General features: G+C 49.3%; 11 protein-coding genes. 8 read left to right on the top strand and 3 right to left on the bottom strand.

The window, feature by feature from the left end:
* Positions 1–436, top strand: a 436-nt coding sequence (locus CAG65_RS16755) for a VRR-NUC domain-containing protein (RefSeq protein ID WP_161454349.1), incomplete at its 5' end; no start/stop codon positions are given.
* A 31-nt stretch (positions 437–467) separates the two neighbouring features.
* On the opposite strand, the gene CAG65_RS16750 is transcribed toward CAG65_RS16755, so the two are convergent.
* The gene (locus CAG65_RS16750; protein ID WP_161454348.1) at positions 468–1,499 is read right to left on the bottom strand and encodes a phospholipase A; all 1,032 of its coding nucleotides are present in this window, start codon (positions 1,497–1,499) and stop codon (positions 468–470) included.
* Between the two features lie 212 nt (positions 1,500–1,711).
* On the opposite strand from CAG65_RS16750, the gene CAG65_RS16745 reads away from it, so the two are divergent.
* From CAG65_RS16745 to msrB, 4 genes are all read left to right on the top strand, one after another.
* Positions 1,712–4,066: a fatty acid cis/trans isomerase gene (locus tag CAG65_RS16745; protein WP_161454347.1), complete on the top strand. Its 2,355-nt coding sequence runs from the start codon at positions 1,712–1,714 to the stop codon at positions 4,064–4,066.
* Positions 4,067–4,108: 42 nt separating this feature from the next.
* Positions 4,109–4,294 carry a hypothetical protein gene (locus tag CAG65_RS16740; protein WP_021705381.1) on the top strand — a complete coding sequence of 62 codons (186 nt, stop codon included), beginning with the start codon at positions 4,109–4,111 and terminating at the stop codon, positions 4,292–4,294.
* A gap of 224 nt (positions 4,295–4,518) precedes the next feature.
* Positions 4,519–6,267 (top strand): formate--tetrahydrofolate ligase, encoded by a 1,749-nt coding sequence (locus CAG65_RS16735; protein WP_161454346.1) that lies wholly within the window; start codon positions 4,519–4,521, stop codon positions 6,265–6,267.
* A 151-nt stretch (positions 6,268–6,418) separates the two neighbouring features.
* Positions 6,419–7,558 (top strand): peptide-methionine (R)-S-oxide reductase MsrB, encoded by a 1,140-nt coding sequence (gene msrB / locus CAG65_RS16730; protein WP_161454345.1) that lies wholly within the window; start codon positions 6,419–6,421, stop codon positions 7,556–7,558.
* A gap of 69 nt (positions 7,559–7,627) precedes the next feature.
* On the opposite strand, the gene dbpA is transcribed toward msrB, so the two are convergent.
* Together dbpA and folE are read right to left on the bottom strand one after the other, a co-directional pair.
* The gene (gene dbpA / locus CAG65_RS16725; RefSeq protein ID WP_161454344.1) at positions 7,628–9,004 is read right to left on the bottom strand and encodes an ATP-dependent RNA helicase DbpA; all 1,377 of its coding nucleotides are present in this window, start codon (positions 9,002–9,004) and stop codon (positions 7,628–7,630) included.
* A 110-nt stretch (positions 9,005–9,114) separates the two neighbouring features.
* A complete protein-coding gene (gene folE / locus CAG65_RS16720; protein WP_021705385.1) occupies positions 9,115–9,768 on the bottom strand; it encodes a GTP cyclohydrolase I FolE in 654 nt (217 codons plus the stop codon).
* A gap of 151 nt (positions 9,769–9,919) precedes the next feature.
* On the opposite strand from folE, the gene moeA reads away from it, so the two are divergent.
* The 3 genes from moeA (at position 9,920) to CAG65_RS16705 (ending at position 12,430) form a co-directional block, all read left to right on the top strand.
* Entirely contained in the window at positions 9,920–11,155 is a 1,236-nt protein-coding gene (gene moeA, locus CAG65_RS16715; RefSeq protein WP_161454343.1) for a molybdopterin molybdotransferase MoeA, read from the top strand.
* Positions 11,156–11,168: 13 nt separating this feature from the next.
* Positions 11,169–11,921 carry a molybdopterin-synthase adenylyltransferase MoeB gene (moeB, locus tag CAG65_RS16710; protein WP_021705387.1) on the top strand — a complete coding sequence of 251 codons (753 nt, stop codon included), beginning with the start codon at positions 11,169–11,171 and terminating at the stop codon, positions 11,919–11,921.
* 209 nt (positions 11,922–12,130) lie between these two features.
* Positions 12,131–12,430: a hypothetical protein gene (locus tag CAG65_RS16705; protein ID WP_161448183.1), complete on the top strand. Its 300-nt coding sequence runs from the start codon at positions 12,131–12,133 to the stop codon at positions 12,428–12,430.
* The last annotated feature ends 25 nt before the right edge of the window (positions 12,431–12,455 follow it).

Below are 12,455 nucleotides of genomic sequence, written 5' to 3'. Positions count from 1 at the left end.
AGCTTTCATCAATGCGTATCAGTATCGCCCGCTGGATTTGTATCACGATGATTTCTACGCCAAACGCGAACAACAAATTGAAGCCGTCTTTTCACAAGTCGAGTCGCAAGGGCTCAACTGGATAAATGAGGTATATCAGGCCAAATTTGGTATCAACAACCCTTTTGTACACTGGAATAGTCTGACATCACAGTTGTTGCAAGAAGCAATCGAAGCCATACCGAGCGAAACCGTGAGCGCCCTTTTTCGAATCCAACTCAGTGATCTGAAACTCTATCGCAATGGCATGCCAGATCTCATTGCTTTCAAAGATGGCCACTACCGCTGGATCGAGGTCAAAGGCCCTGGGGATAAACTTCAGGATAATCAGTGGCGCTGGATTAAGCACTACCAGGCGCTCAATATTCCCTTCAGCGTCTGTTACGTCAATCACTAAAAAGCGGAGCTTACTTATGCTCCGCTTTTCGTTACAGCAAACCGGTGATCGCCACCCCGACACCTACACGTTGCTGGTTTTGGTCATAATCGATCAAACTTGCGCCGTAACCGGTCGAATATTGCGCATAGCCGCGGACTTTACCCCAAATGGGAAACGTTACACCCAGTTGTGCGAAACCTTTGTGCGTCGCAAAGTTTTCACGACCGAGGAAAGTGAACTCATATTCATCCCACTTGTAAGCACTGGTGAGTTCAAAATGCCCCATATAATCTTCGATATCCGGGTTATCGTCACCATCCGGATCATCCGGTGAATCTTTACTGTCTTCAGGTATCCGCCACCAAGGCTGTAACGCAATCGCAAAATTATCTTTTGAGAAAGTCAGGTTCGTATAGATACGGTTCCAACTGCGCGACAGATCCTGGCGCTGGCCATTGGATTCATGCTCAATACCAAAGCCTAGCCAGGTTTTGCCCCCCATCGGCGACCAGGCTGTCGGGGTGAAGTAAAACAGTTCCGGGCGATAATTGGTTTCACGAAACGGGCGTGAAATATCCTGTGCATAGACCTGCCAGAAAGACTTTAAGGTCATACCAAAGAACAAACCATCGCCGTCGAATAACAGATCTTCATAGTTCAATGGCACCTTGAAGCTGATCTGAAATTCCGCTTCAGCATGACGTAAATCATCTGCCCAGTCGGTTTCGGCATAGGCATCTTTATTGATTCGGTCACTGTAGGTCACAGGCAGAATGTAGTTCATTCTGTGTGCTGTCATCACAAACGGTTCAAACGCTGTTTTACGCTCAGACTCAACGCGCTTGGTGACCACACTCTCCTGCTCTTCCTCTTGCAACGGTGCTTCGGCTTCAGGTTCAGGTTGCACGTCCACCACTTGCTGCAGTTGGCATTGATTGCGTACATCCTCAATTTTAGTGCTGCCGTCTTTGGTTTTTAATGCATCCAGTAAACAGAGGTCATAAGCACTCATCGCTTCAGCTCCTGCCATAGGCGAGGCTAGCAGGCCTAGCATCATCACGCCCGGAATTTTCACTTCCATCGGAAATCCTTATTCGGCTAAACAGGTTAAACGCGCTCAATTCTAATAGAAAACAGCGTTCATGATAGTTACAAAGATGTAAAAGTCGTGTCAATATCAGTTATCGGACACAGTTTGCTTATCATTTAACCGAATCTCTGTAAATTTCTGACGTTAGATCTGCATCCGATATAACGTATACTTACCCCTCACACTCAGAAATTGGTAAGCGAATGAAATATCGTCACATTTTGATTGCTCTTCTGGTCGTCGTTTTTTCCGGATGTGCGACATACGCTGGCTTTAACTATGATCAGCTGTTTGGTGAATCGACGGTGCGCGAACGCACAGCACCGCAACACTCAGTTCAGGTCGATTACTTTCTCAACGAAGTAAAACCGGTTATAGATAATCGCTGCGTTGTTTGTCACGCCTGTTACGATGCCCCTTGTCAGTTAAAGATGTCATCGGTGGAGGGCATTGACCGTGGCGGCAGCAAAGAGCAGGTTTATCAGGGCACTCGCCTGATCGCTTCGAAACCGACCCGGCTGTTTGAAGATGCTCAAACGACACAAGAATGGCGTGACTTCGGCTTTCATCCTGTGCTCAATGAACGCGACCAAACCACGGAAGCCAACCTTCAGGCCGGGCTCATTGCCCGCCTGTTAATGCAAAAGAAAAATCATCCCCTGCCAGCACAAACTCAGTTAGAGGGATTCGATTTTTCTATTGACCGCGATCAGATCTGCCCCACGATTGAAGAATACGAGCAGTATCAGAACGATTATCCGACCTGGGGAATGCCTTATGGCATGCCAAACCTCACCGACGCAGAATACGCGACATTGATGACCTGGCTGCAAAATGGAGCAGTAATGAATCAGCCGTTGCCCTTGAATGACGCTGAATCAAGTCTGGTTGAGCAGTACGAAGCCTTGTTCAACAAAAGCTCGCGTAAAAACCAATTGGCAGCACGTTATATCTACGAACACCTATTTTTGTCACACCTCTACTTTTCACAACTTGAAGGTGAGCCTCGCTTTTTCAGTCTGGTGCGCTCGGCGACTCCACCAGGTGAGCCAGTACAACGCATAGCAACACGCCGCCCCTACGATGATCCAGGTGTCGAGCGAGTGTATTACCGCCTTATCCCAGTACAAAGTACGATCGTTGATAAAACCCACATGCCTTACGCTCTGAACAATAAACGTATTCAGGACTGGAAGCGCTGGTTTATCGATGCGGATTATCAGGTTGCAACCCTGCCGAGTTATCAGCCGGAAGTCGCCGCGAATCCGATGACTGCATTTATCGATCTGCCGGTCAAAGCACGCTTTAAGTTCATGCTTGATAATGCTCAGAACACCATCATGGCCTACATCAAAGGGCCAGTATGCCGGGGACAACTGGCACTGAACGTTATTAACGATCGCTTTTGGGTGTTCTTCCTCGATCCGGACAAAGCCGACATGCCGGAGGTTAATAACTTCTACCGTTCTCAGGCTGACAACCTCAAGCTTCCGGGCGAGCTCGAAAGCAATACGCTTCCGGTCGTAAACTGGGTGAAGTTCTCACGCCAGCAAGCACGTTATCTGGAAGCCAAATCGGAATTCATCAATAAAACGTTCAAAAATGGTGAGCATCTCAATACCGACCTGATCTGGACCGGTAATGACACCAACCCGAACGCTGCTTTGACGGTGTTCCGCCATTTTGATAGTGCTTCGGTGGTGCAAGGCCTGGTTGGCGAGCCACCTAAAACCGCTTGGGTGCTGGATTACGCGTTGCTTGAGCGTATCCATTACCTTCTTGTGGCGGGTTTTGACGTCTACGGCAACTTTGGCCACCAACTGATGACCCGCATGTTCATGGACTTTCTGCGCCTTGAAGGCGAAAGCAACTTCGTTGCACTGCTGCCACGAAATGTACGTCATGAAGAACAAGCCAACTGGTATCAGGACAAGAGCCCCGAACTGAAAGACTTCCTGTTGCGAAATGTTAAGCCGTTCGATCAGCCTTCACACGTCCCCTATCAGACGACACAATACAAGAAGGAGTTGTATGATATCCTCAAAACGAAGCTTTCCCCCGTTCTGAGCAATCGCTACAAGATCGAGCAAACAGGTCTCAACGAGGAAAACGAAACATTACTGCGCTCTGTCGGGAACATTCGTGGTGAAGGGCTGATGTATGTGCCACAAATCGTGATGCTGATGATCGAAACTCAACAAGGCCAGGATCAATTGTTCACGTTGATACACAACAATGCCCACACCAATATCTCAAGTTTGTTTGACGAAGATAATAACCGTGACCCGAAAAATGATGATCTCACTTTAGTCCGTGGAGTGATCGGCAGCTATCCCGCTGCGTATCTATCTGTCAAAGAAAATCAGGTTCCCCAGTTGGTGGATATGCTGAAAAATATTCAGTCTGAGCAAGACTACGTTAAGTTGTTGGATACATTTGCGATTCGTCGAAGCTCACCTGAATTCTGGCCATTCAGCGATCGTGTTCACACTTGGTATAAGGCAAATCAGCCTATCGAATCTGGTTTACTTGACTACAATAGATTTGAGAATAGGTAGAAACGTACAACCAAGTGAACAGTGGACACTAGGAGGTGCAAGATGAGGATTCGAGATCGTATTGAAGCACTCGAGCAACAAATCTACGTCGCCTGTTCAGAAGGTGACTTTGATACCGTGAACATGCTCGAGAACCAGCTCGAAGCGCTCAGAGGCAAAGTTGAACATCCGTTCGACGACGACCCTTACGCACTCGAGGGCAAAACCTTTCTTGACGACGAGTGGTAAGCCGTTCATGGGTCCTGACTAAAAGCCATTCACCTCCTTCGGGAGGTGAATGTTTTTGTGACCAAAACTACTCACTTCTCACCAAAGCAAATTCCACAGCTATTTCGCCGTCTTTCCGCTACAATTCACTCTGCTAATTTTTTCGCTTTACCAAGTTATCGGTACCGATATCATTGCAACACAACCGTTTGCCTCACTTCTTATTATGCCATTAAGAGGGCTTTATGCTGCCGGACATAGAGATCTGTCGCTCTGCCGAGCTACAACCCATTGATACCATTGCCGCGAAAGCCGGCTTAACTACCGATGAATACCAGTCTCTGGGGAAGTATAAAGCCAAAGTCTCCCTTGTCAGTCTCAAGCGACTGCAAAACAACTCTCCTGGCAAACTGATATTGGTCACGGCCATTACACCTACCCCGCTTGGAGAGGGTAAAACCGTTACCACTATTGGTCTGGCACAAGGAGTGGCGAAATTGAACCGTTCAGTGATGGCTTGTATTCGACAACCCTCTATGGGGCCTGTATTTGGCGTGAAAGGCGGCGCTGCCGGCGGGGGTTATTCTCAGGTCGCGCCAATGGAAGAACTCAACCTGCACCTGACCGGCGATATTCACGCCGTGACCGTTGCGCACAATCTGGCGTCGGCGGCGATTGATGCACGAATTTTTCATGAGCAACGTGAGGGGTATGACGCGTTTGAGGCCCGGACTGGATTACGTGCTTTGCGTATCGATCCGGATCAGGTCGTGTGGAAACGGGTCATGGATCACAATGATCGCGCGCTCAGAATGGTTACCGTCGGACGCAATGAACCAGGCAAGCACGTCAATGGGTTTGAACGCGATGACGGTTTCGATATTTCAGCCGCCTCTGAGCTGATGGCAATTCTGGCACTGGCGGCCAATTTAAGCGATTTGCGTCAACGCATTGGCCGCATCGTGCTCGCCTATGATCTGGATGGTCAACCAGTCACCACTGAAGACCTTCAGGTTGCCGGTGCCATGGCGGTGACGATGAAAGATGCGATTGAACCCACACTCATGCAAACCTTGGAAGGTGTGCCTACTCTGGTTCATGCTGGTCCTTTCGCCAATATTGCGCACGGAAACTCTTCCATCATTGCCGATGACATCGCTACCCGGCTGGCAGAATTTACTGTCACCGAAGGTGGCTTTGGTTCAGACATGGGGTTTGAGAAGGCATGCAACATCAAAGCACAAGTTTCCGGTAAAGCGCCAGACTGCGCGGTAATTGTCGCCACGTTACGTGGCCTAAAAGCCAATTCAGGACATTATGATTTGCGTCCAGGACAAGCGATTCCCGATCGCCTGTTTGATGAAGACAGCGCCGCCCTCCAAGCTGGCTTTGAGAACTTGAAATGGCACATTAATAACGTTAACAAATATGGCATTCCCGCTGTCGTTGCCATTAACCGGTTCCCACAAGACTCGGAGTCCGAACTGAGGCTACTGGCTGAGTGGGTCGAAGCTTTGCCGAATAACGTTCAGGTAGCCGTGAGTGAAGGCTTTACACAGGGAGGTAATGGAACCCGCGAACTGGCAGAGAAAGTTCTTCATCAATGCGCGCATCCTGGCGAGTTTTCACCACTCTATCGCATGTCAGATTGCCTGGAAGCGAAACTGATGGCGGTAGCAGAGGTCGGGTATGGCGCCCGTCACGTCGACTTAAGTGAGCGTGCTCAGCAACAACTAGACCGCTATAAACAACTAGGGTACGACCACCTTGCTGTGTGTATGGCCAAAACGCCTCTGTCTATTACTACCGACAGCAGCATCAAAGGCGCTCCGCATGGCTTTGATGTCCCGGTCAGGGAGCTCAAATTGTGTGCCGGCGCAGGGTTCATCTACGCACTGTGCGGCAACGTTATGACCATGCCAGGCCTACCAGATAAACCCGCGTTCATGCAGCTTGATCTGGATGGCAACGGCAATATTATCGGTTTGAACTAATTTCATATTCACAACTCAACAGGCGGGGCTCTCCCGCCTTTTTGATCTTCCCAGCTCGGAATGCCATACCTAATTTCATTGGTTGTGTAAGTTTTTCAGCATTGTGCCGTTCTACTTATTCATATCAAGCAACCCATTGAACGAGGTTAGTATGAAAGTAAAGTCAAAGTTTTTGTTAGGGATAGGAGCAACACTGCTAGTGATTGCTTCACTGTTGACTCACGCCGATGACAAAGCCTCAACCGCGAAAAGTCCTTCTGTTCAGTATGAAATCGCCACCCTTGCCGGTGGATGTTTTTGGTGTACAGAGTCGGATCTGGAAAAACTCAACGGTGTGGTCGATGTGGTGTCAGGTTATTCAGGGGGCGATGTCGACAACCCAACATATAAACAGGTCTCTTCCGGTAAAACCGGGCACATCGAAACCGTGAATGTAACTTACGACCCTAAGGTCGTGAGCTATGAACGTGTATTGGATGAGTTTTTCCGTCACATCGATCCAACCGATGACAAAGGATCTTTTGTTGATCGTGGTCCTCAATACCGGCCAGCTATTTTCTACCGCAGCGAAGAGCAAAAACAGATTGCTCAACGTTTCATGCAGGAGATAGAACAATTAGGCGTGTTTAAAAAGCCGCTCAAAACAGAACTTATCTCGTTTACTAAATTCTGGCCAGCTGAGGATTATCATCAGGATTACTACAAACGGAATAAAATTCGTTACAACTACTACCGCTATGCGTCTGGTCGTGACCAGTATCTGGATGAGATCTTTGGTGATGACCGTAACGACCATCCGGTAACCCTGCGGGAAATGATCGACGAGAAAAAAAATCAACCGGCAGTGCGGACCTACAGCAAACCGTCAGACAAAGCGATTCGTGAGCAACTGACTGATCTGCAATACTACGTGACACAAGAAGATGGCACAGAGCGCGCGTTTCAAAATGAGTATTGGGACAACAAACAAGATGGCATTTACGTGGACGTCGTGACCGGAGAACCGCTGTTTTCTTCCAAAGACAAGTACAAATCCGGCACAGGCTGGCCAAGTTTCTCTAAACCGATAAACGAGGCTTACATTCAGTTGAAAACGGATTACAAACTGCTCTATCCACGAACCGAGGTTCGCAGCCGGTTTGGTGATTCTCATTTAGGGCACGTGTTTGATGACGGCCCTGCCCCCACAGGCCTACGCTACTGCATGAACTCTGCCGCCATGCGATTCATACCAAAAGAGCAGATGGAAAAAGAAGGCTACGGAGACTACTTATATCTCTTCGAGAGTTAACGGCTCACACCGGTTGAGCTAATACAAAAAGCCTGTCGCTGAGACAGGCTTTTCTTTGCCGCGTGTCAATTATTTCATGATGCGGGCTTTGAACTGACGGCCTTTCATCCGCCCTTCCTGCAACTGTTTCAACGCACGCTTGGCGACCGTTTTGTCCACAGCGACATAAGACACCATCGGCATAATGTTGATCTTGCCAATCAATTTCCCTTCAATTCCCGCTTCTTTGGTCAGTGCGCCCAGAATGTCCCCTGCACGTACTTTAGCTTTTTTACCCCCCAGGATCTGGATGGTACTCATCGGCGCGTAGAATGGACGTTCAACCGGTTTTTCCGGTAGCACAGCGGCACGGATATCCATGTCCATATATTCTTCAATCCGTGCAACACGATACGCTTCTTTTTCGTTGTAGAAACTGAATGCCTTACCTTTCGCACCGGCCCGTCCGGTACGGCCAATCCGGTGCACGTGCACTTCAGGATCGCGCGACAGTTCGAAGTTAAACACGGCATCCAGGTTATCAACGTCAAGGCCACGTGCTGCCACATCCGTCGCAACCAGAATCGAGATACTCTTGTTCGCAAACATGGTCAGTGCCTGATCACGCTCGCGCTGCTCCATATCGCCATGCAGTTCAACCACACTAAAACCGCGATGAGACAGTTCGTCGGTCACATCCATGACCTCTTTCTTGGTGTTACAAAACACCACTGACGACTCGGGTTTGTGGTGCAACAGTAGTGCTTCCAACGCATCATCACGCGCCTGCTCGCTCTCCATTGAGAAAAACTGTTGATGAATCGTCTGTGTATCGTGGGTCGACGCAACTTTCATCAACTCCGGGTTTTGCATAATGCGTCCGGCAATGGATTCAATCTGAGGCGGGAATGTCGCACTGAACAGCAAGGTCTGACGTTGTACTGGTGCAGCGTCAATCACTGCGTCCAGCGCTTCCTGAAAGCCCATTTCCAACATGCGGTCGGCTTCATCCAGCACCAACGTATTCAGCTCATCCAGATTAATTCGTCCTTTTTCGAGATGATCAAGAATGCGACCCGGAGTCCCCACAAGAATATGAGCGCCATGCTCTAATGAGCCGATCTGCGGCCCCATCGGCATACCACCACACAAGGTCAGCACTTTGATGTTGTGAATGCCACGCGCCAGAGTTCGGATCTCTTTGGCAACCTGATCCGCCAGCTCACGCGTCGGACACAGTACCAGTGACTGCACGCGAAAACGCTTCGCGTTCAAATTACTTAGCACGCCCAGTGCAAACGTCGCCGTTTTACCTGAGCCGGTCTTTCCCTGACCAATCACATCTTTTCCTTGCAGAATCGCCGGCAGGCTCTGCTGTTGAATCGCGGTCATGGCGGTATAGCCGAGCGAATCCAGCGTCGTCAATAGTCCGGGCTTTAGCGGGAGTGTGTTAAACGGAACAGTCACAGTCGTGTCCTTAATCAGGGAAAAAGTAAAGGGGCGTATTATGCCGATTTGCTGGCAAGATGAAAGAAAAACCGCCTCGTTAATGAGGCGGTTTGTTCGGAATTTTATGTTTAGCGTAAACCGTGCAAGAACTCATGTCGCGTGGCAGGGTTGGATTTGAATATTCCACCCAGTGCTGTTGTCGTGGTCTCACTGGTTGCGTCCATTACGCCGCGTGACTTCACACAGTAATGAGTTGCATCGATAGTGACCGCCACATCGTCAGACTCCAGTAATGTTTGCAGTGCCACCAGAATCTGTTGCGTCATACGCTCTTGCACCTGAGGGCGCTGAGCAAAGAAACGGACAATACGGTTGATCTTCGATAAACCAATGATCTTGCCACGCGGAATGTACGCCACAGCTGCTTTTCCATCGATAGTCACTAGGTGATGCTCACACGTACTGGTCACCGTGATGTCTTTGACTCGCACCATCTCGCTCACGTTCATCTTGTTTTCGATGACTGTGATCTTCGGAAAGTTTTGGTAATCCAAACCAGAGAAGATCTCATCCACGTACATTTTGGCGATACGGTGAGGGGTTTCTTCCAGGCTATCATCAGTCAGATCCAACGCCAGAAGGTTCAGGATTTCGCGCATGTGATGCTCGATTTTTTCCTTTTTCTCTTCCCGGCTGATCGAATTAGGACGCATAGGCGTTTCTAAGCCACGACGTTCTAGCGCTTCTTTAACTAACTTCGCTGACTCGCTGAGACCTGACATTCAACTTCCTCTTTGATTACCCCTTTCGGATGGCTGACAAGGATACTCGTATTTTTTAATAATTACACCCATATTTTAAAGGGGGACATTCTTTATCTCTTTGGTTCTGTGATAAAGTTGAACCCGAATGAAAAGACAATAGGACGGACTCATGGGCTGTTGTGACGCTCCTGGCTTAATGCCGATCGAAGAAGCAATGGAAAAGATGCTCTCTCGCATCAAACCGATTCAAACCACCTTACACCTCCCCCTCGCGCAAGCACTGGGTTATGTGCTCGCCGAAGACATTCTTTCTCCGATACACGTACCGCCTTTTGATAATTCCGCGATGGACGGCTACGCGATTCGAATCGCGGACCTCAAGAACAACGACACCTTGCCATTGGCAGGAAAATCTTTCGCTGGTCAACCGTTTGAAGGTGAATGGCCGCAAAATACCTGCGTGCGCATCATGACAGGCGCCAAGATTCCATCAGGTTGTGACGCCGTCATCATGCAAGAAAACACCGAAGCAACCGAGAACGGCATTCGCTTTATGCAAGTCGACGTTCAATCACAAGCAAACATTCGCCCCACCGGGGACGATATTCGCCAAGGCGATATCGTGCTGGCTCAAGGTGCCCGCCTGACTCCGCGCGACATCCCGATGATCGCGTCTCTTGGTGTCAGTAAAGTCACGGTATACCGCAAACCCAAAGTGGCGTTTTTCTCAACCGGTGACGAACTGAAACCACTGGGCGAAACACTGGAGTCTGGCCAGATTTACGACAGCAACCGTTACGGCATTAAACCTTTGATCGAGAATTTCGGATGCGAAGCGGTCGATCTCGGTATTATTCCTGACTGTCCAGAAACACTCAAAGCGACTTTTGAAAAGGCTCAGTCTCTGGCGGATGTGGTTGTTACCAGCGGCGGTGTCAGCGTTGGCGAAGCGGATTACACCAAAGATATTCTGGAGCAACTGGGGGAAATTGGTTTCTGGAAGCTGGCTATCAAGCCAGGCAAGCCGTTCGCGTTTGGCAAACTCAGTACCGCCTGGTTCTGTGGCCTGCCGGGAAATCCGGTGTCTGCGATGCTGACCATGTATGTATTGGTTCAACCTCTTTTGGCCAAACTCGGGGGTCATACTCAGTGGCAGCCACCTCAATCCATTCCGGCCATCACCAAAACCACTTTTAAAAAAGCGCCAGGCCGCACCGATTATCAGCGTGGAGTTTACCGTCTGGAGAATGGACAGTTTGTTGTCGAAACAACAGGCAACCAAAGCTCTGGCGCATTCCGCTCAATGAGCCTGGCCAACTGTTTCGTCGTTTTGGAGCGTGAGCGTGGCCGCGTTGAAGCTGGTGAAGCCGTTCAGATCCAGTTGTTCAACTCGACCTTGTACTAGTGAGGAGCCGGATTTGGAGATTTTGTCCGATCAGGAAATGTTGCGCTACAACCGCCAAATCATACTGCGTCAGTTTGATTTCGACGGTCAGGAAACGCTGAAGCAGAGTTCAGTACTGGTTCTGGGGGCCGGCGGCCTCGGCTGCGCCGCCACTCAGTACCTGGCAACCGCGGGAACCGGGAAACTGACTCTCATTGATGACGACAAGGTAGAGTTGTCCAACCTGCAACGACAAGTCTTGCACAGTGATGGCGACATCGGTCGACTTAAAGTCGATTCTGCCGCAGAGTCTCTACGCATGCTCAACCCCCACCTTACCGTAAAGACCGTTGCACAACGTCTCGACGATAATGAACTGCGCGCTTTGATCGACCAACATGATTTAGTGCTTGACGCCAGTGACAACGTCACAACCCGTAACCAACTCAACCGCCTTTGTTATGTCAGTAAAACACCACTGGTATCCGGTGCCGCTATCCGCATGGAAGGCCAAGTCAGTGTGTTTACATTTCAGGATCAGGCACAGCCTTGCTATCAATGCCTGAGTGCCCTATTCGGTGATACGGCATTAACCTGCGTTGAAGCCGGAGTCATGGCACCTGTGGTAGGTATTGTTGGCGCGGTTCAGGCAATGGAAGCCATCAAAGTACTGTGCGGATACGGGAAACCACTCGAGGGCAAAATTTTAATCCTGGATGCGCTTTCGATGTCCTGGCGAGAAATGAAATTGATGAAAATGCCGGATTGCCCGATCTGCTCTCACTGAATCATAACCTGCGCGGATCTCGTTGTTCTTTGCCCCGGTCAATCCGGGGCTTTGTTTATCTGACTCTTATTACATATTTCTATCAATGATGATCGTTTAAAACGCGATATGCCCTACACTAGCTATATGAGAGTGACCTGATTTAGCGCCGCAGATAATCCGACACACTCAGGCCACCCGGGCTAAGTTGCCACCAGCCAGGGGGATGTATGGATAAACCAATTGTCTACTTAACTGCATTGATTCTCGCTGTTTTAATTCTGATTGTTGTGCTTTCACTTGATGACCAGCACCCAACACAAGTTTCCGCTCGAATACTGGAAACGTCACAAACTCAATCATTGGACGGGATACGGAAGTATCTCACCGTACAAATGGATAACCGTTCCCCTATCGTTCTGATCATTCCGCCCAGCAGCAATTGCGAAAGCGCATCCAGAGCAAAACTCGATAAGCTGACCGATCTGTCCGGAACAAACACAACATACCGATTTATTTCATGTCACTGATCGACTATCTTGTTGTTTCCACATA

Origin of the sequence: Vibrio sp. V39_P1S14PM300 (assembly GCF_009904765.1) — a bacterium.
GTDB classification, from domain to species: domain Bacteria; phylum Pseudomonadota; class Gammaproteobacteria; order Enterobacterales; family Vibrionaceae; genus Vibrio; species Vibrio proteolyticus.
Note: the sequence above shows the minus strand (reverse complement) of the source record. Positions and strands in the feature narration are given on the sequence as shown.